Annotated in this window: 15 protein-coding genes, 1 other RNA gene and 1 pseudogene; 9 read left to right on the top strand and 8 right to left on the bottom strand. The window is 67.6% G+C overall.

Features of this window, described 5'->3' with window-relative positions; all coding sequences use genetic code 11:
* Positions 1 to 94: 94 nt before the first annotated feature.
* From ruvA to U5798_RS09590, 4 genes and pseudogenes are all read left to right on the top strand, one after another.
* On the top strand, positions 95 to 676 hold the full coding sequence (gene ruvA / locus U5798_RS09605; RefSeq protein WP_031402135.1) for a Holliday junction branch migration protein RuvA: 582 nt from the start codon (positions 95 to 97) through the stop codon (positions 674 to 676).
* 108 nt (positions 677 to 784) lie between these two features.
* Positions 785 to 1,855 (top strand): Holliday junction branch migration DNA helicase RuvB, encoded by a 1,071-nt coding sequence (gene ruvB / locus U5798_RS09600; RefSeq protein WP_124449475.1) that lies wholly within the window; start codon positions 785 to 787, stop codon positions 1,853 to 1,855.
* 25 nt (positions 1,856 to 1,880) lie between these two features.
* The gene (locus tag U5798_RS09595) at positions 1,881 to 2,834 is read left to right on the top strand and encodes an oxygenase MpaB family protein (RefSeq protein ID WP_322081900.1); all 954 of its coding nucleotides are present in this window, start codon (positions 1,881 to 1,883) and stop codon (positions 2,832 to 2,834) included.
* 39 nt (positions 2,835 to 2,873) lie between these two features.
* Positions 2,874 to 3,074 (top strand): annotated as a pseudogene (locus U5798_RS09590) (chromosome partitioning protein ParB); the annotation flags it as partial.
* A 54-nt stretch (positions 3,075 to 3,128) separates the two neighbouring features.
* Here U5798_RS09590 and U5798_RS09585 read toward each other — a convergent pair.
* Genes U5798_RS09585 through tyrS form a run of 3 tightly spaced genes read right to left on the bottom strand, consistent with a single transcriptional unit; the run spans position 3,129 to position 5,511 of the window.
* The gene (locus tag U5798_RS09585) at positions 3,129 to 3,791 is read right to left on the bottom strand and encodes a histidine phosphatase family protein (RefSeq protein ID WP_124449479.1); all 663 of its coding nucleotides are present in this window, start codon (positions 3,789 to 3,791) and stop codon (positions 3,129 to 3,131) included.
* Between the two features lie 23 nt (positions 3,792 to 3,814).
* Positions 3,815 to 4,273, bottom strand: coding sequence for a D-aminoacyl-tRNA deacylase (dtd, locus tag U5798_RS09580; RefSeq protein WP_059834559.1), 459 nt, complete (start codon positions 4,271 to 4,273; stop codon positions 3,815 to 3,817).
* Positions 4,270 to 5,511: a tyrosine--tRNA ligase gene (gene tyrS / locus U5798_RS09575; protein WP_124449481.1), complete on the bottom strand. Its 1,242-nt coding sequence runs from the start codon at positions 5,509 to 5,511 to the stop codon at positions 4,270 to 4,272. Before tyrS ends, dtd begins: the two co-directional genes overlap by 4 nt.
* A 142-nt stretch (positions 5,512 to 5,653) precedes the next feature.
* On the opposite strand from tyrS, the gene U5798_RS09570 reads away from it, so the two are divergent.
* A complete protein-coding gene (locus U5798_RS09570) occupies positions 5,654 to 6,802 on the top strand; it encodes an anhydro-N-acetylmuramic acid kinase (RefSeq protein WP_322081899.1) in 1,149 nt (382 codons plus the stop codon).
* A 107-nt stretch (positions 6,803 to 6,909) separates the two neighbouring features.
* Here the strand turns inward: U5798_RS09570 and erpA are convergent, their stop codons facing one another.
* The 3 genes from erpA to rplM all read right to left on the bottom strand — a co-directional run bounded on the left by erpA (position 6,910) and on the right by rplM (position 8,345).
* Positions 6,910 to 7,284, bottom strand: a complete 375-nt coding sequence (gene erpA / locus U5798_RS09565; RefSeq protein ID WP_124449485.1) for an iron-sulfur cluster insertion protein ErpA — start codon at positions 7,282 to 7,284, stop codon at positions 6,910 to 6,912.
* A gap of 229 nt (positions 7,285 to 7,513) precedes the next feature.
* Complete coding sequence (gene rpsI, locus U5798_RS09560) at positions 7,514 to 7,906, bottom strand: 30S ribosomal protein S9 (protein WP_006476904.1); 393 nt, start codon at positions 7,904 to 7,906, stop codon at positions 7,514 to 7,516.
* Between the two features lie 10 nt (positions 7,907 to 7,916).
* Positions 7,917 to 8,345, bottom strand: coding sequence for a 50S ribosomal protein L13 (gene rplM / locus U5798_RS09555; protein WP_041490553.1), 429 nt, complete (start codon positions 8,343 to 8,345; stop codon positions 7,917 to 7,919).
* A 311-nt stretch (positions 8,346 to 8,656) separates the two neighbouring features.
* Here rplM and U5798_RS09550 point away from each other — a divergent pair, with 311 nt between their 5' ends.
* Both U5798_RS09550 and U5798_RS09545 read left to right on the top strand, forming a co-directional pair.
* Entirely contained in the window at positions 8,657 to 8,962 is a 306-nt protein-coding gene (locus U5798_RS09550; RefSeq protein ID WP_322081898.1) for a DUF1090 family protein, read from the top strand.
* Positions 8,963 to 9,374: 412 nt separating this feature from the next.
* Positions 9,375 to 9,839: an OsmC family protein gene (locus tag U5798_RS09545; protein WP_175028623.1), complete on the top strand. Its 465-nt coding sequence runs from the start codon at positions 9,375 to 9,377 to the stop codon at positions 9,837 to 9,839.
* Between the two features lie 70 nt (positions 9,840 to 9,909).
* Here U5798_RS09545 and rnpB read toward each other — a convergent pair.
* Both rnpB and pyrC read right to left on the bottom strand, forming a co-directional pair.
* Positions 9,910 to 10,321: RNase P RNA component class A (gene rnpB, locus U5798_RS09540), an RNA gene on the bottom strand.
* A 60-nt stretch (positions 10,322 to 10,381) separates the two neighbouring features.
* Positions 10,382 to 11,446 (bottom strand): dihydroorotase, encoded by a 1,065-nt coding sequence (gene pyrC / locus U5798_RS09535; protein ID WP_011350953.1) that lies wholly within the window; start codon positions 11,444 to 11,446, stop codon positions 10,382 to 10,384.
* Between the two features lie 205 nt (positions 11,447 to 11,651).
* Between pyrC and U5798_RS09530 the strand changes: the two genes are divergently transcribed.
* The gene (locus U5798_RS09530; protein ID WP_322081897.1) at positions 11,652 to 12,563 is read left to right on the top strand and encodes a class II glutamine amidotransferase; all 912 of its coding nucleotides are present in this window, start codon (positions 11,652 to 11,654) and stop codon (positions 12,561 to 12,563) included.
* Between the two features lie 609 nt (positions 12,564 to 13,172).
* Positions 13,173 to 18,398 carry an autotransporter outer membrane beta-barrel domain-containing protein gene (locus U5798_RS09525; RefSeq protein ID WP_322081896.1) on the top strand — a complete coding sequence of 1,742 codons (5,226 nt, stop codon included), beginning with the start codon at positions 13,173 to 13,175 and terminating at the stop codon, positions 18,396 to 18,398.
* Positions 18,399 to 18,524: the final 126 nt, after the last annotated feature.

Here is an 18,524-nt window from a genome sequence, read left to right as displayed (position 1 = left end):
TCGGCATGCATCGCTTCGGCCTGACGGCCAGGCCCATCGGCATTGCGCCGCGCGTGCGCTACACTCGCGCTTTATTCCTCTCGCCTCGCCTTCCATGATCGGTCGCATCGCCGGCATCCTGCTCGAAAAGAATCCGCCTCATCTGCTCGTCGACTGCAACGGCGTCGGCTACGAAATCGACGTGCCGATGAGCACCTTCTACAACCTGCCGCAGACGGGCGAGCGCATCGTGCTGCTCACGCAGCAGATCGTCCGCGAGGACGCGCACCTGCTGTACGGCTTCCTGACGCCGCAGGAACGCACGACCTTCCGCGAGCTGCTGAAGATCACCGGCATCGGCGCGCGCATGGCGCTCGCCGTGCTGTCCGGCATGAGCGTGCAGGAGCTCGCGCAGGCCGTGACGATGCAGGACGCCGCACGCCTCACGCGCCTGCCCGGCATCGGCAAGAAGACGGCCGAGCGCCTGCTGCTCGAGCTGAAGGGCAAGCTCGGCGCCGACCTCGGTGCGCTCGCCGGCGCCGCGTCGCCGTCCGACCACGCGACCGACATCCTCAACGCGCTGCTCGCGCTCGGCTACTCCGAGAAGGAAGGCCTCGCCGCGATCAAGAACGTGCCGGCCGGCACCGGCGTGTCCGAAGGCATCAAGCTCGCGCTGAAGGCGCTGTCGAAGGCGTAACGCGCGGCTCGTCCGGCCGTCGAAGCCAGTGTCGCGCGGCGCCGCACCGCCCGCCAGTCGGCCGTTCGGCCAGGTTGGCCGGAACGCGTCGCGCGGTACAATGGCCGCATGATTGAAACCGACAAACTCGCCACCGAGCAGCGGATCATCGCCGCCACGCCCGCCTCGTCGCACGAGGAGGTGTTCGAACGTGCGCTGCGGCCGCGCCAGCTCGACGACTACGTCGGCCAGGAAAAGGTGCGCGGCCAGCTCGAGATCTTCATCGAAGCCGCGAAGCGCCGCTCCGAGCCGCTCGACCACGTGCTGCTGTTCGGGCCGCCGGGTCTCGGCAAGACGACGCTCGCGCACATCATCGCGCGCGAAATGGGCGTGAACCTGCGCCAGACGTCGGGCCCCGTGCTCGAACGCGCGGGCGATCTCGCCGCGCTGCTGACGAACCTCGAAGCCAACGACGTATTGTTCATCGACGAGATCCACCGGCTGTCGCCGGTCGTCGAGGAAATCCTGTATCCGGCACTCGAGGATTACCAGATCGACATCATGATCGGCGAAGGTCCGGCCGCGCGCAGCGTGAAGCTCGACCTGCAGCCGTTCACGCTGGTCGGCGCAACCACCCGCGCGGGGATGCTCACCAACCCGCTGCGCGACCGTTTCGGGATCGTCGCGCGGCTCGAGTTCTACGATGCCGATCAACTGTCGCGCATCGTGCGGCGCTCGGCGTCGCTGCTGAATGCGCAGATCGATCCGAACGGCGCGCTGGAAATCGCGAAGCGCTCGCGCGGCACGCCGCGGATCGCGAACCGGCTGCTGCGCCGCGTGCGCGATTTCGCGGAAGTGAAGGCCGACGGCCAGATCACGGCAGCCGTGGCCGACGCCGCGCTCGCGATGCTCGACGTCGATCCGGTCGGCTTCGACCTGATGGACCGCAAGCTGCTCGAAGCGATCCTCTACAAGTTCGACGGCGGCCCGGTCGGCATCGACAACCTCGCGGCCGCGATCGGCGAGGAGCGCGACACGATCGAGGACGTGCTCGAACCGTACCTGATCCAGCAGGGCTTCCTGCAGCGCACGCCGCGCGGGCGCGTCGCGACGCTGCTCACGTATCGCCACTTCGGGCTGTCGGTGCCCGACGCCCGTCGCACCGAACGCGACGAATGGGACACGCCCGACGGGAAATAGCCCCGTCGCCCGAGCCGCCCCCGCCATGACCACGCCGCGCAGCCGCCACCCCGCCGCGCCCGCACCGGGCCCGCGCTGGGCCGAGCCGATCCGCAAGCGGCTCGTGGCCGGCATCACGCACCTCACAGCGGGCGGCGGCGGCCCGTCGCTCGATCTCTCTTCACCGCCTGGCGACCCGGGGCTGTTCGGCCCCGATGCCATCTGCTGGCGCGTGCATGCCGACTTCACGTCGATGATGACGGGCGGCATCGCCGCGCTGCTGCTGCAGGCGCTGCATCCGCTCGCGCTCGCGGGTGTCTGGGATCACTCGTCGTTTCGCACCGACATCCTCGGTCGCCTGCGGCGCACCGCCACGTTCATCACGGGTACGACGTTCGGCAGCCGCGCGGACGCCCTCGCGCTGATCGAGCGCGTGAAATCGATCCATGCGCGCATCTCGGGCACCGCGCCCGACGGCCGGCCGTACCGCGCCGACGATCCGGCGTTGCTGACCTGGGTACATGTCGCGGAAGTGTCGAGCTTCCTCGCCGCGCATCTGCGCTACGTGAATCCGTCGTTGCCGGGCGAGTTGCAGGACTGCTACTACGCCGAAACGGCCTTGATCGCCGAGCTTCTCGGCGCGCAAGGGGTGCCGCGTTCGCGCGCCGAGGTCGCCGCCTATCTCGCGCGCATGCAGCCGGAACTCGAGGCCGGGCCGCATACCTTCGACGTGATGGACATCCTGCTGAATGCGCCGGTCGCCACGCCCGTGCTGCGGCCGGCCGCGTCGCTGATGATGCATGCGGGCATCGACCTGCTGCCGCCCTGGGCGCAGCGCCTGCTCGGCGTGTCGACCTTTGCGCCGCTGCGACGCGCGGTGGTCCGGCCCGGTGTGCGGGCCGTCGCCCCCGTGCTGCGGTGGGCGCTCGTCAACGGCGCGTCGAAACGCGCCCGCCGTCGGGCGACCGCGCCGCCGCCCGACGGCACCTCGTCCGCCTGACGATCCGGCTTCTTCCGATCATTTCAATTTGCTGTCACGTCGACGCGGATGGTCGCGGCAACGGACCCGGTGATCGACGGCAAGACGGGCGCCGACCTCGGGCGCGCCGATGCGATCAACGGCGGGAAGAAATACGGCAAGGGGGAATTCGACAAGCTGCGCCAGCCGGTCACGGCCGACAAACCGGGCAAGATCGCGTACGCGCTCGACTACAAGACCCGCCACGGGTTGCCGCAGTAAGCGGCACGCGGCGACAGACGCCCCGACCGGCGATGCCGTGCGGGGCCCGCAGACTCAGAGCACCTTGCGGTACCCGTCGTCGTCGCTCGCCGCTTCCAGATGCGACACGTCGGCCCATTGCACGACCTGCGCGCGGCCATCCACGTAATCGACGACGTTGATGCTCGTGTTGAGCAGCGGGTAAGTGCGCGGGGCCGACAGCTCGATTCCGTTCGCAAAACGGTACACGCAGTCGAGCACGCCGCCGTGCGCGACGCACGCGATGCGGCCGCCCGGATGCGCGGCGACGATCGGTTCGAGCGCGTGCAGCACACGATGATAGAGCTCACGCTGCGACTCGCCGCCTTCCGGCGCGAAACCGGGATCGCGCGTCTGCCAGGCCGCGTACGCGTCCGGGAACAGCGTCTCGATCTCGGTGCTGTCGTGCCCCTGGAACGCGCCGTACGAGCGTTCGCGCAACCCTTCGCGCAACTGCAGCGGCAGGCCGAGCGCATCGGCAAAGGGCCGGGCGGTCTGTTGCGCACGCATCAGGTCGCTCGAATACACGGCATCGATCCGCGCGCCGTCGCGCGCCTCCCGTTCGAGCCGGGCCGCCAGCCGCTGCGCCTGCGCGAGCCCCGTATCGGCCAGCGGGATGTCGATATGACCCTGGATGCGCTTGATGCGGTTCCAGGCCGTCTCGCCATGGCGGATGAAAAGAATCTGCGTGGTGGCCATCGCGGCGCGTCTCCGGGAAAGAATCAGGGCCGCACTTGCAGCCAGAACGTCACGGGGCCGTCGTTGACGAGCGACACCTGCATGTCGGCGCCGAACTCGCCCGTCTCGACCACCGGATGGCGCGCCCGCGCAGCTGCGACGAAATAGTCGAACAGCCGCGCGCCTTCGTCGGGCGGCGCGGCCGGCGTGAAGCTCGGACGCAGCCCGCTGTTGGTATCGGCCGCCAGCGTGAACTGCGACACGAGCAGCAGGCCGCCGGCGCGGCCCTCGCCGTCGATGTTCGACACCGGCAGGTTCATCTTGCCGGCTGCGTCGCTGAACACGCGGTAGCCGAGCAGCTTCGCGAGCAGCTTGTCGGCGGCAGCCTCGGTATCGCCGCGTTCCGCGCAGACCAGCGCGAGCAGGCCCGCGCCGATCTCGCCGGTCGTGCGCTCGCCGACGCGCACGTCGGCGCGCTTCACGCGCTGGATCAGCGCGATCATGCGGTCAGCGTGACGCGCGCGAAGCGGCGCTTGCCGACCTGGACGACGAACTCGCCGGCCTCGACCTTCAGGCCCTTGTCCGAGACCGTCGCACCATCGATCTTCACGCCGCCCTGCTCGATGTTGCGCAGCGCTTCGCTCGTCGACGGCACGAGGCCGGCCTGCTTCAGCAACTGGCCGATCGCCAGCGGCGCACCTGCGAGCGTGACCGACGGAATGTCGTCCGGCACGCCGCCCTTCGCGCGGTGGTTGAAGTCCTCCAGCGCACGTTCGGCGTCGGGCTGCGAGTGGAACCGCGCGACGATTTCCTGCGCGAGCAGCACCTTGAAGTCGCGCGGGTTGCGGCCGCCTTCGGCCTCGCGCTTGAAGCCGGCGATCTCGTCGAGGCTGCGGAACGACAGCAGCTCGAAGTAACGCCACATCAGCGTGTCCGAGATGCTCATCAGCTTGCCGAACATGTCGGTCGGTTTCTCGCTGATGCCGACGTAGTTGCCCTTCGACTTCGACATCTTCTCGACGCCGTCGAGGCCTTCGAGCAGCGGCATCGTCAGGATGCACTGCTGTTCCTGGCCGTACTGCTTCTGCAGTTCGCGGCCGACCAGCAGGTTGAACTTCTGGTCGGTGCCGCCGAGCTCGAGGTCGGCGTTCAGCGCGACCGAGTCGTAGCCCTGCATCAGCGGGTACAGGAATTCGTGGATCGAGATCGGCACGCCGCCCTGGAAGCGCTTCGTGAAGTCCTCGCGCTCGAGGATCCGCGCGACGGTATAGCGCGACGCCAGCTTGATCATCCCGTCCGCGCCGAGCGGCATCGACCATTCGCTGTTGTAGCGGATCTCGGTCTTGTCGCGATCGAGCACGAGTGCGGCCTGCTCGAAGTAGGTCTTCGCGTTCGATTCGATCTGCTCGCGCGTGAGCGGCGGGCGCGTCGCATTGCGGCCCGACGGATCGCCGATCAGCGACGTGAAATCGCCGATCAGGAAGATCACCGTGTGGCCGAGGTCCTGCAGCTGACGCATCTTGTTCAGCACGACCGTGTGGCCGATGTGGATGTCGGGCGCGGTCGGGTCGAGGCCGAGCTTGATGCGAAGCGGCGTGTTCGTGGCCGCGCTGCGCGCGAGCTTCTGCGCGAACTCTTCCTCGATCAGCAGCTCGTCGACGCCGCGCTTCGTGACGGCGAGCGCATGCCGGACTTCGTCGGTGATCGGGAAAACAGGCTTGGAACTGGGTTCGGTGCTCATCGGTGCCAGGAAGAATGTCGCAAAAACAGGGATTTTCCCATAACTTGCGCGCGCATCGCTTAACGGCGCGTCAGGTTGCGCGGATAATCGGGCGCAAGGCGCGCGGCACCGGCCCGCGCCGCACGATCCAGGAGAACCCAACGTGCCGCAACGACAGCCGCAAAACGCCCATCCGGCCGACGGCATCTACTTCGGGCTGATGTCGGGAACCAGCATGGACGGCGTCGACGGCGTCGCCGTGCGTTTCGAGACCGGCCGTGCACCGGTCGTGCTCGCGGAAGCGTTCGTCGGCTTCGCGCAATCGCTGCGCGACGCGCTGTTCGCGCTGCAGCAGCCCGGCGACGACGAGATCGACCGCGAATCGCTCGCGGCGAACGCGCTCGTCACGCGCTATGCGGTGTGCTGCCACGAATTGCAGCGTACGGCCGGGTTGTCGCGCGACGAGATCCGCGCGATCGGCGTGCACGGCCAGACGGTGCGTCATCGTCCCGAACGCGGCTATACGCGGCAGCTCAACAACCCGGCGCTGCTCGCCGAACTGACCCAGGTCGACGTCATTGCCGATTTCCGCAGCCGCGACGTCGCCGCGGGCGGCCACGGCGCGCCGCTCGCGCCGGCGTTCCATGCGACGGTGTTCGGCGCGCCGGGCGAAACGCGCATCGTCTGCAATCTCGGCGGAATCAGCAACATCACGATCCTGCCCGGCGAAGGCGGCGACGTGCGCGGCTTCGACTGCGGCCCCGCGAACGCGCTGCTCGACGAATGGGCGACCCGCCATCTGGGCAAGCCGTACGACGACGGCGGCAAGTTCGCCGCGCGCGGCACCGTGCACGCGCCGCTGCTCGACGCGCTGCTCGACGAACCGTATTTCGCCGCAGCGCCGCCGAAAAGCACCGGACGCGACCTGTTCAACCCCGCCTGGCTCGACGCGAAGCTCGCCGCATTCGCGCAGGTCGCGCCGGAGGACGTACAGGCGACGCTCACCGCACTGACCGCCGTGTCGATCGCACGCGAGATCGCCAGGCACGCCTCGGGCTGCAAGGCTGTCTTCGTATGCGGCGGCGGCGCACGCAATCCGGTGCTGCTCGACGCGCTCCGGCACGCGCTGCACGAGGCCGGCGTGCCGGCCACCGTCGATACGACGGCCGCGCTCGGCGTGCCGCCGCAGCAGGTCGAGGCGCTTGCGTTCGCATGGCTCGCCTACCGTTTCACCGCGCGCCAGCCCGGCAATCTCGCGACGGTGACCGGCGCGGCCGGCAACCGCGTGCTCGGCGCACTCTATCCGCGCTGACGCGATACGTGTCGCGCGGCAGGTGCCGCCTGGCACGTGCGCATAAAAAAACGGGGCATGAAGCCCCGTTTTTCATTCCGGCGAACCGGCGCGGATCTGGCGTGCACTCAGACCGAGAACGACGAACCGCACCCGCAGGTGGTGGTCGCGTTCGGGTTCTTGATCACGAACTGGGCGCCGTTGAGGTCGTCCTTGTAGTCGATCTCGGCGCCGACCAGGTACTGGTAGCTCATCGAGTCGATCAGGAGCTGGACGCCGTTCTTGTTCATCACGGTGTCGTCCTCGTTGACTTCCTCGTCGAACGTGAAGCCATACTGGAAGCCGGAGCAGCCGCCACCCTGCACGAACACGCGCAGCTTCAGGTCGGGGTTGCCCTCTTCGTCGATCAGTTGCTTGACCTTGTCGGCCGCGGCGTCGGTGAAGACGAACGGCAGCGGCATATCGGTGGTCGTCGTTGCTGCGGATTCGGTAACAGCGTTCATTCGAACTCTCCAAAAAGCTTTAGCCGCTATTGTAGGGCCGATCAGAAGATCGTGCTGAAGTCCATGAAATCAATAGGTTCTTGTCGATTTCATCAAACCTGCCCGCGCGGGCTGCCGCGGCAGCGGCCTGGGCGCGGGCAAACAGGCAGGCATAAAAAAACCGCCAGCGTGAAAGCTGGCGGTTTTTTCGGCGGACGCCACCCGAAGGCGGCGAGGCCATGAAGCGGAATTAACGCTTCGAGAACTGCTTCGCGCGGCGTGCCTTGCGCAGACCGACCTTCTTACGCTCGACTTCACGCGCATCGCGCGTGACGAAGCCTGCGCTCGACAGCGACGGCTTCAGCGTCGCATCGTAGTCGATCAGTGCACGGGTGATGCCGTGACGCACTGCGCCTGCCTGACCCGTTTCGCCGCCGCCGTTGACGTTGACCTTGATGTCGAACGTCTGGCCGTGGTTCGTGAGTTCCAGCGGTTGACGCACGATCATCAGCGACGTTTCACGCGAGAAGTAGTCAGCGATGGGCTTGCCGTTGACGATGATGTCGCCCTTGCCAGCCTTGATGAAGACACGTGCGACTGCGCTCTTGCGGCGGCCCGTACCGTAGTTCCAGTTACCGATCATGTGGGTCCCCTTAGATCTCGAGCGCCTTCGGCTGTTGAGCCGAGTGCGGATGCGTCGCTTCTGCGTAGACCTTCAGCTTCTTGATCATCGCGTAGCCGAGCGGGCCCTTCGGCAGCATGCCCTTGACCGCCTTCTCGAGCGCGCGGCCCGGGAAGCGTTCTTGCATCTTGCCGAACGTCGTTTCATAGATACCGCCCGGGTAGCCCGAGTGACGGTAGTACTTCTTGTCCAGCGTCTTGTTGCCCGTGACCTTCAACTTGCTCGCGTTGACGATGATGATGAAATCACCGGTGTCGACGTGCGGGGTGAACTCAGGCTTGTGCTTGCCGCGCAGACGGCGTGCCACTTCGCTGGCAACACGGCCGAGAACCTTATCCGTCGCGTCAATCACGTACCATTCGCGCGTCACCTCATGGGCTTTTGCGGAAAACGTCTTCATGATCGATCCAAAAAAAATGCTTTGCCCGATGTGTTCGTCCTGCTTGTCTGTGTGCGCTTCAAGGCGCGGTGCAGGCTCTCCCTGTTCTTTTTCCGTGGGCATGAATGCGGAAAAGCCCTGAATTATAAAGGAAATACGGCGACGCGGTCAAAGGGAATCCACGTCCCGTGTCCGCGGCGGCCGAAATGGGCCAAAATCCGGTCGTGCCCCAACTTGCCAGGCGATCCGAGCGCCCGGGGCGGCACCCATCGACGCGCGGCACCCGACCTTGCCGCGCCAGACCGGCCGAACACGGAAAACAACAAACAAGCATGATGAAACAACGACTTACGCCCTTCTTCGCGGCCACACTGCTGGCCGCCGCGGCGCCCGCCGTCGCCGCCCACGCCAGCTGCGAAGCCAAGCTCGACGCACTCGACGCGCGCATCGCCGAAGCCCGGAGTACCCATGCCGAGGATCGCGTCGCCCGCCTGCGCGCGGTGCGCGAACGCGTCCGCCACTTCTGCGCGCGCGGTCACGGCCATGCATCGGCCGCCCAAGCGCCGGCGCCTGACGCACGCTTGCGCGGCACGGCGCCCGACGCGACATCGCAGCCCGTCGCGCGGCAGCCCGCGTGACGCTGCCGGCGCGTGCAAATCGCGCGCCGATGTTTGCACGGGACGAAAAAAAGCCCGAACGGCTGGTTCGGGCTTAATCCACCTCTAGGAGGAGGGTGGAGGAGACATTCGGAGGTTGCCGCAGCGCGACAACCAATGAGGCTCATTATACGAATGCGTCGCCCGCCGCACAAGAAAATTTGCATTACGAAATTCACCACCATGATGTGAAATTTCATGACAACGCGATCGAAAATAGAATTTCCCTTTTAAAATCAATCATCTGGTCCTGGCAGGTACGCGCAGGAATCGCCCTCGCCTAGAGCAAAACCCCTAAAAGAAGCACGGAAATTGCCGCCGGACACCCTGCCCGCACGGCGCCGGCGTTGCACGTCGTGCAGCGCATCAGCCGACCGTTGCACGGCGGGCTACAATGCCGGATCGAATCCGAATCAGGCAACGCTGGAGTGCAAGCATGGAATGCAAAGTAAGCTGGATGGGCCAGGACGGCATGGCGTTTTCCGCCGAGACCGGCAGCGGGCATCTCGTCGCGATGGACGGCGCGCCCGAGGGCGGCGGCCACAACCTCGCGCCGCGTCCGATGGAAATGGTGCTGCTCGGCACCGGTGGCTGCACGGCCTATGACGTGGTGCTGATCCTGAAGAAGAGCCGCCAGGAAGTCACCGGCTGCTCGGTCACGCTGAAGGCCGAGCGCGCGAGCGAAGATCCGAAGGTGTTCACGAAGGTGCATTTCCACTTCACCGTCACGGGCCGCAACCTGAACCCCGGCACGGTCGAGCGCGCGATCAACCTGTCGCACGACAAGTACTGCTCCGCGTCGATCATGATCGCGAAGACGGCCGAACTCACGCATTCGTTCGACATCGTCGCCGCCTGAACGCACGGCACGCGCGCATGAAAAAAGGGCCGGCGCTCCGCAAGGAGACGCCGGCCCTTTCGCATTCGAACGGCAAAGCAGGCCGATAAGCCGGATTCTGTGCACGCTGCGCGCCGAAGCGCACAACGCGTGGCAGCCATTCCTCTAGGCGCGCCATTGCTGACGCGCTCAAGCTTCCTACCCGCAGACGAGACGGGGGCCCCGTCCTGCATCCGAAAATGCGCGCCTGCCTACTTGGAATTGCTCCGGGTGGAGGTTACCGTGCCGGCGAACGTCGCCGTCGCCGCGGTGCGCTCTTACCGCACCGTTTCACCCTTACCTGATCCCGGCTTGCGCCGGGCCATCGGCGGTTTGCTTTCTGTTGCCCTGTTCCGCGTGTCGCCACGGATGGCCGTTAGCCATCACCCTGCCCTGTGGAGTCCGGACTTTCCTCGCCCCCGCCCGCCCGAAGGCGGCGAGGCCGCGACTGCCTAGCCTGCTTTGCGACGCGCATTCTAGCACTGCGCGCCGCCGTCGGCAGCATGCGCGCGGCGGCGCATCGGTCACGCCAGTTTCCAGCCGATCGTCTCGCCGCCGCGCAGCGGCACGACCGGCGTGTCGCCCGCGAAGATCTCGCGCGGCAGCTCCCACGCCTCGCGGCGCAGCGTGACCGTCTCGGCGCTGCGCGGCAGCCCGTAGAAATCGGCGCCGAAGAAGCTCGCGAACCCTTCCAGCTTGTCGAGCGCGCCGGCCGTGTCGAACGCTTCCGCGTACAGTTCGAGCGCGTGCAGTGCCGTGTAGCAGCCGGCGCAGCCGCACGCCGTTTCCTTCGCGTCGCGCGCATGCGGCGCGCTGTCGGTGCCGAGGAAGAAGCGCGGGTTGCCGGACGTCGCGGCCTCGACCAGCGCCACGCGATGCGTCTCGCGCTTCAGCACGGGCAGGCAGTAGTAATGCGGGCGAATCCCGCCGACGAACAGCGCGTTGCGGTTGTACAGCAGGTGGTGCGCGGTGATCGTCGCGCCGAGCAGGCCGGGTGCCGCGTCGGCATCGCGCACGTAGTCGGCCGCGTCCTTCGTCGTGATGTGCTCGAACACGACCTTCAGGCCCGGGAAATCGCGGCGCAGCGGCGTCATCACGCGGTCGATGAACACCTTCTCGCGGTCGAACAGGTCGATCGACGCATCGGTCACCTCGCCGTGCACGAGCAGCGGCATGCCGGTTTCCTGCATCGCCTCGAGGGTCTTCGCGCATTTCGCGAGATCGGTGACGCCGTGGTCGGAATTCGTCGTCGCGCCGGCCGGATACAGCTTCACGCCGTGCACGAAGCCGCTTTCGCGCGCGCGGCGGATCTCGTCGGGCGGCGTGTTGTCGGTCAGGTACAGCGTCATCAGCGGTTCGAACGTCATCCCCGCCGGCAACGCGGCGAGGATGCGCTCGCGATAGGCCTGCGCCTGCGCGGTGGTCGTCACCGGCGGCTTCAGGTTCGGCATGACGATCGCGCGGCCGAACTGGCGCGCGGTGTGCGGCAGCACGGCGGCCAGCATGTCGCCGTCTCGCAGGTGCAGGTGCCAGTCGTCGGGACGGGCGAGCGAGAGCGTCGCCGGGGAGGAAGCGTTCGAGGCAGTCATAGGAGGCGTCGTGAGGAACGGGCTTGCTGTCGGCGGGGCCGGAACGCGCGTGCGCGGGCCGACTGACGGCAAACCGCAACACGGGACCTTTGGCCAGCGGAATCCGCTTTTTACCGCTCAGGGCTCGGTGATATGCTAGAAGCCGCATTGTACCGGGGTTCGCCCGGTTCGTTACCCCCCGCTTCAGCCTGCCGCCCCAAGTAAAATGTGCCAACTCTTAGGAATGAACTGCGCCGCGCCGACGGACGTCACATTCTCCTTCACCGGTTTCGCGGCCCGGGGCGGGCTGACCGATCACCATGCCGACGGCTGGGGCATCGCGTTCTTCGAAGATAAAGCCTGCCGCCTGTTCATCGATCACCAGGCATCGGCCACCTCGCCGATCGCCGAAATGGTCAAGCGCTACCCGATCAAGTCCAAGAACACGATCGCGCACATCCGCAAGGCGACGCAAGGGCACATCCTGCTCGAGAACAGCCATCCGTTCATGCGCGAGCTGTGGGGCCGGCACTGGATCTTCGCGCATAACGGCGACCTGCAGGACTACGCGCCGGACATGGACGGCAGCGTCTACCACCCGGTCGGCACGACCGACAGCGAACAGGCGTTCTGCGTGCTGATGCAGGGGCTGCGCGAGGCCTTTCCCGGTGCGCAGCCGCCGCTGCCGGAGCTGTTCGAGCGGGTTGGCGAGCTCACGCGCGGGATCACCGATCACGGCGTGTTCAACTTCCTGATGTCGAACGGCCAGGCGCTCTTCGCGCATTGCTCGACACGGCTGCACTATCTCGTGCGGCGCTGGCCGTTCTCGACCGCGCATCTCGTCGACGAAGACCTGTCGATCGACTTCGCGAAATACACGACGCCGGAAGATCGCGTCGCGGTGATCGCGACGCAGCCGCTCACCGACAACGAAGTCTGGACCGCGTTCGAGCCGGGCGAGCTGATCATGTTCCAGTGCGGCGACGTCGCCGCACGGATGCAGATCCCGGTGCCCGAACGCGTGCTCGAGAAGCTGCGCAATCCGGCGCTCGACGCATCGGCGTCCGCACCGCGCGACGCCCGCGAGGCACTCGCCACCGCCGCCGACGGCGACGCCGACGACGCGATCGACTTCTGAACGCGGTGCGGCACGCGCCGCGCCCGCTTGCCTGTTTCCGCCCGCTCGCGTAAACCTCGCACCGGAGGCGGCGACGCCCTTCGCCACCGAAAATCGCCGCGTCCCGACCGGGAACGTTTCATTCAGCGCGCCATCCGTCGCAACGAGTCGACGCGATGAGAAATTCGCTTGATTTTATTAATTTACGAGCGAAAATAAAAAATCAAATAAATCAAAATCAGTAATATCCACCCAATCAATAAAATCGCGGGCGCGCGTTTTAGCGCATCCGCTTCTACCAAACCGTACGCTATCCCACCTACGCCGCCAGCCTTCCCGGATTTTCATCAAACCCTGCCGACCCATTGCCGGCAAGGCCTTCGGTTCGATTAACCACACAAATCAAAAATACGACCTATTACGGTTGGCATCCTTACATTTCCCGATTTCTCGATCATCGCCCGCGGTCCGAATCAGTAGACTCCGCCCATCCCCGGTGTAACGAAACACGATTGGCGCGACACGCAGCCATAGTCGCCGCACGCCCCTTCGAATTATTTCTCCACCGCGGAATGCGAATTCGCCGAGCTGCGGCGAATGCCATTTCAAAACAAGAAAGAGAGGCTTGTCGTGAATCACTCATTTCGATCGATATGGAGCGAAGCCGCCGGCTGCTGGATCGCAGTGGCGGAAACGGCACGGGCGCGCGGCAAGCGCTCGGGCGGCGAATCGGGTGCCGGCCGTCGCGCCGCGGTGCTCGGCGCGTTGCTGGCCGTCCTGTCGGCCGGTTCCGCACACGCATCGACGTGCGGCAGCGGCGCGGCCGTCGCGAGCGGCGGCACCTGCACGACCGGCAATTTCAGCCCGACCGTCAACGACAACCTGGCCGGCGCCGCCACCGTGTCGGGCGGCGACACCGTCGGCGTATCGGGCGCATGGACCGGCGCCGGCGGCGACCCGGGCTACACGCTCGCGCCGATCGGCAGCACGACCATCGTGTCGGGCAACCCGAGCCAGCCGCTGCTGTCGCTCGGCGGCAAGACCCACAGCGTCAGCACGCCCGACTCGATCACCGGCACCCGCACGTCGGTCGCGACCTACGACTCGTCCGCGTTCACCGCGTCGACGGCCGACGCGACCCAGGTGCCCGTCTACCACGACGTGAACGGCGATCAGTACGTGAACACGCGCATCGGCACCGTCGCCGCGACCGGCGGCACGCTCAACGTGTCGATCGGTAATGCGGCGAACGCGCCCGATGCGGCCGGCAACGCGATCGAAATGGCCGCGAAGCAGACCGACCTGACCTTCGCGGACGGCACGGGCGCCGCGAAAAGCACCGTCACCTGGAACTCGCGCAACCAGATCCGGTTCACCACCGGCGACTATCTTGCGGACGGTGGCGCCGTCGGCAACCGCCAGCTCGACGTGCCGGCCTACGCGGGCACCTTCACCGCGTTCGACGGCAGCACGTGGAAGGTCACCGACGCCGCATCGCTCGCCGCGTACAACGACTTTCTCGTGCGCTCGGTGCAAAGCGGCGCGCTCGGCTCGCAGGCCGCCTACGACAGCGCATTCAGCCAGGCCGTCACGTTCTCGCAGGAAAGCTTCCAGTATCGGAACACCGTGTCCGCGGGCGACAAGAACACGCTGCCGATCGATCACCTGTCGGCGATGCACGGCACGGGCGCGAACGCGACGCTGCAGATCGGCAAGGACGGCCAGATCGACTTCCGCGGCGTCAACACGATCGACTCGAGCTCGGCCGTCCTCGCGGAAAACGGCGCGCACTTCATCAACGACGGGCGCCTGTCCGGCGACTTCACGCTGGTACGCCTGCTGAGCGGCGCAAGCGGCGTCAACAACGGCACGATCTCGTCCGGGTATGCGTCCGGAGACGGTTTCGACACCGGCGGCAGCGCGCCGCCGAACAACTTCGACTACCACGCGTACACCGAAGGCAACGGCGTATTTGCGAACGGCGCGGGCACCGCGTTCGTCAACAACGGCGTGATGAACGTCGCCGCATGGACGCTCGACGGCAACCAGCCGGCCCTGCAGAACTACGCGGTCGCCGTGACGGGCGGCGCGACGGCGTCGAACGCCGGCACGGTCAACGTCGGCGTCAACGCGACGACGCTCGACAGCCAGGTGATCGGCGGCCTCGTCGCCGGCGGCAGCTTCACGAACGAAGCCGGCGGCACGATCTACCTCGGCCGCTCGGCGCAGTACGCACCCGGCGCAACGACGAACGACGTCGCGCTCGCCGCGCACGCGTACGGCATCCTGCTCGGCGCATCGGGTACCGCGAGCAACCTCGGCACGATCGTGATCGGCTCGCAGACGCAGAACGGCGCCGCGCTGGCGAGCCTCGGCTCGACGTCCGGCACGCTGACCAATGCGGGCTCGATCGTCGTCAACGGCGCCGCGCCCGGCACGCCGCTCGCCAACGTCGGCATGCTCGCGGCCGATACGGCCGCGACCGTGACCAACACCGGCACCATCACGCTGAATGGCGTGAACGGCATCGGCATCATGGTCGTCGGGACCGGCACGCTAGGGACGACCGCGACGTCGACCGGCACGATCAACGTGGCCGGCGGCCTCGACCCGGCCTCGGGCACGCGCAACTACGGCGTGTGGGCCGAAGGACCGCGCGCCGCGGCCACGCTCGACGGTGCGCTCAAGCTGACGGGCACCGGCGCGATCGGCGTGCACGCGCGCTCGGGCGCGACGATCAACGTCGGCGCGAACGCGGTGCCGGCCTTCATGTCGGGCACGAACCAGATCGGCTTCTACGCGTACGGCGCAGGCTCGAAGATCAACGTCGCCGCGCAGCACCTCAGCGTCGACACCGACGATTCGACGCTGTTCCGCGTCGCGGGCGGCGCGGCCTACACGGGCACGTCGGCGGCCGGCACGCTGACGACCGACGTCAACGGCCAGCATGCGCATGGCGTGCTCGCGACCGACGCCGGCACGACGCTGTCGACCGGCAACGCGACCTACAACGTCAACGGCGCGAACGGCATCGCGATCGCGGTCGAGGGCGGCGCGAACGGCACGATCGACGCGGGTGCGACGATCAACCTGAACGCGGCCGGCGCGATCGCGGGCGTCGTCGACGGGCAGGCGCACGATCTCGCCGGCGCGAACGCCGGCGCGCCGGTCGCGTCGACGCTGACCAACCATGCCGCCGTGACGTCGTCGACCGCCGGCGTGACGGGCTTCGTCGCGCAGAACCTCGGCACGCTCGAGAACCGCAACACGGTGCTGCTGACCGGCGCCGGCTCGACGGGCGTCGTCGTCGGCACGCAAGGCACGGTGAACAACGCATCGACGATCCGCGTGTCCGACGGCACGGGCGCGCTCGTGCAGGGTGCATCGGCGACGCTCGCCAATGCGGGCACGGTCGAAGCCGACGACGGTATCGCGGGCGTGCGCCTGACGGGCGCGGGCGCATCGGTCGCGCTGTCGGGCGCCGGCACCGTGATCGCGAACGGCAGCGCCGACGGCGTGCTGATCGACTCGACCGTCACGGGCGGCGGCCTCGCGGCCGGCGCGACGTCGATCGCAGCCGGCGGAACGGGCAGCGGGATCCGCAACCTCGGCACGAACGCGACCATCGCGCTGGCCGGCACGCAGATCGCCACGACCGGCACCGGCGCCGACGGCGTCACGTCGACCGGTGCAGGCGCGCACATCGCGGCCGACGCGGCGACGGTCGTCCGCACCGCCGGCGCCAACGCGCGCGGCCTGTATGTGTCAGGCGCCGACTCGACGCTCGCGGCCAACGGCACGACGGTCGCGACGACCGGTGCCGGTGCCCATGCGGTCGTCATCGACAGCGGTGCGACGGCGCTGTTGTCCGGCACGACAATCACCGCGTCGGGCAGCGCAGCCGACGGCATCGTCGCGCAGAACGGCGGGCGCATCGCCGATACGGGTTCGTCGATCGGCAGCGCGGCCGGCAACGGCGCCACCGCGAACAGCGGCGGCTTGCTCGCATTGACCGGCACGGCACTCAAGGGCGCGACGGCCGGCGTGCTGACGTCGGACACGCTCGCGAACGGCGCGACGAATTCGGTCCTGGTCGACGGCGGCAGCGTGACGTCCGTCGCCGGGCCGGCCTTCGCCGCGCGCGGCGGCACGGCCGACATCGCGGTGCGCAACGGCACGGTCGTGACGGCCGGCAACGGCACGCTGCTGAACCTCGCGAACGGCAGCACCATGACGTTCAACGCATCGGCCGTGAACCTCGCGGGCGACATCGTTTCCGACGCATCGAGCACCGGCAACGTGTTCCTCGCGAACGGCACGACGCTGACCGGCAAGATCGATCCGGTCGCGCTGACGGTCGACGGCTCGAGCACGTGGCGCATGACGGGCAGCTCGGTCCTGAGCAGCCTGAACAACGCGGGCCTCGTCACGTTCGCCGCACCGGTCGGTTCGCCGACGCTCACCGGCAGCTACAAGACGCTGACGACCGGCAGCTACGTCGGCAACGGCGGCACGATCGCGCTCAACACGTATCTCGGCGCCGATGCGTCGCCGACCGACCGGCTGATCGTGAACGGCGGCGCCGCGAGCGGCACGACCGGCCTGAAGATCGCGAACACGGCCGGCGCCGGCGCGCAGACGACCGGCGACGGGATTCCGGTGATCGTCATGGCCAACGGCGGCACGACCACCGCGTCGGCCTTCCATCTCGCCGGGCCCGTGCAGGCCGGCGCGTACGAATACCGGCTCTATCGCGGCGGTCAAAGCGACGCGAACGGCTGGTACCTGCGCTCGCAGCTCGACCAGACCGACCCCGGCGACCCGATCCACCCGTCCGGCGGCGGCGACGGCGGCAACAACGGGAACGGCAACGGCGGCACGCTCGCGTATCGCCCGGGTGTCGCCGGCTACGCGCTCACGCCGCTCCTGAACGCCGACTACGGCTTCTCGACGCTCGGCAAGCTGCACGAGCGCGTCGGCGACATCTACAACGTCGAGCAGCAGCAGCCCGGCAACCGCGACGGCGTGTGGGGGCGCATCGGCGGCCAGAGCCTTGACGCGAACGCGGGCCGCTTCGCGGCCGACGAGCGCACGTTCTTCGCGCAGTTCGGCAAGGACTGGACGCTCGACCAGGCGCCGAACGGCGCGGGCAGCACGCATGCGGGCGTGACGGCCAGCATCGGCGTGTCGAACGCGAGCTTCAGCGACATGGCGCGCGCCGACTCGCAGAACCTGTCGACGTCGACCGGCTCGGTCGAGATGCACGCGCAGAGCGTCGGCGGCTACTGGACACGCTACCTGCCGGACGGCACCTACTTCGACAGCGTCGGGCAGGTCACGCACTACGGCAACCGCTATCGCGACAGCTACGGCAACGAGGCGTCGCAGAACGGCTTCGGCATTGCGCTGTCGCAGGAAGTCGGCAAGCCGTTCGCGATCGGCAGCACGCCGATCGCAATCGAGCCGCAAGCGCAGCTGATGTATCAATACCTGAAGCTGAACGGGTTCAACGACAACGTGTCGGCCGTCTCGGGCACGACGACGAACGCGCTGCGCGGCCGCGTCGGCGTGCGCATCTTCCGGCCGAACCTCCAGTCGGATGCGGGCGGCGGCGCCGCGACGCCGTACTTCACCGCCGACGTGCTGCACGACTTCCTGTCGCCGGGCCAGACCGTCGTCGGCGGCACGCCGTTCGCGACGCATCTCGGCCGCACCTGGTACGAACTCGGTGTCGGCGTGAGCGCGGGCTTCGGCAAGTCGGGCGAGCTGTACGCGAACGCGAAGATCGCGCGCAACATCGGCGGCGACTACCGGCGCGGGATCGTCGGGCAAGTGGGCTACCGGTACAGCTGGTAACGAGCGGGGGCACGCACGCCACCCGCGGACGAAAAAAAACCGCCCGGCTGCATGTCGGGCGGTTTTTGCATGGACGCGCGTAAAACGCGCGAACGCTCAGTGCAGGATCTTCGCGAGGAAGTCCTT

It is taken from the genome of Burkholderia sp. BCC1972 (assembly GCF_905339605.1).
Lineage (GTDB): Bacteria > Pseudomonadota > Gammaproteobacteria > Burkholderiales > Burkholderiaceae > Burkholderia.
Note: the sequence above shows the minus strand (reverse complement) of the source record. Positions and strands in the feature narration are given on the sequence as shown.

What these genes read in the sequence shown, in the direction of transcription:
- ruvA (WP_031402135.1), top strand. Translation starts at nt 95, where the DNA reads ATGATCGGTCGCATCGCCGGCATCCTGCTCGAAAAGAATCCGCCTCAT.
- tyrS (WP_124449481.1), bottom strand. Translation starts at nt 5,511, where the DNA reads ATGAGCACCGAACCCAGTTCCAAGCCTGTTTTCCCGATCACCGACGAA.
- rpsI (WP_006476904.1), bottom strand. Translation starts at nt 7,906, where the DNA reads ATGATCGGTAACTGGAACTACGGTACGGGCCGCCGCAAGAGCGCAGTC.
- ruvB (WP_124449475.1), top strand. Translation starts at nt 785, where the DNA reads ATGATTGAAACCGACAAACTCGCCACCGAGCAGCGGATCATCGCCGCC.
- U5798_RS09550 (WP_322081898.1), top strand. Translation starts at nt 8,657, where the DNA reads ATGATGAAACAACGACTTACGCCCTTCTTCGCGGCCACACTGCTGGCC.
- erpA (WP_124449485.1), bottom strand. Translation starts at nt 7,284, where the DNA reads ATGAACGCTGTTACCGAATCCGCAGCAACGACGACCACCGATATGCCG.
- dtd (WP_059834559.1), bottom strand. Translation starts at nt 4,273, where the DNA reads ATGATCGCGCTGATCCAGCGCGTGAAGCGCGCCGACGTGCGCGTCGGC.
- U5798_RS09595 (WP_322081900.1), top strand. Translation starts at nt 1,881, where the DNA reads ATGACCACGCCGCGCAGCCGCCACCCCGCCGCGCCCGCACCGGGCCCG.
- U5798_RS09545 (WP_175028623.1), top strand. Translation starts at nt 9,375, where the DNA reads ATGCCGGATCGAATCCGAATCAGGCAACGCTGGAGTGCAAGCATGGAA.
- rplM (WP_041490553.1), bottom strand. Translation starts at nt 8,345, where the DNA reads ATGAAGACGTTTTCCGCAAAAGCCCATGAGGTGACGCGCGAATGGTAC.
- U5798_RS09585 (WP_124449479.1), bottom strand. Translation starts at nt 3,791, where the DNA reads ATGGCCACCACGCAGATTCTTTTCATCCGCCATGGCGAGACGGCCTGG.
- U5798_RS09530 (WP_322081897.1), top strand. Translation starts at nt 11,652, where the DNA reads ATGTGCCAACTCTTAGGAATGAACTGCGCCGCGCCGACGGACGTCACA.
- pyrC (WP_011350953.1), bottom strand. Translation starts at nt 11,446, where the DNA reads ATGACTGCCTCGAACGCTTCCTCCCCGGCGACGCTCTCGCTCGCCCGT.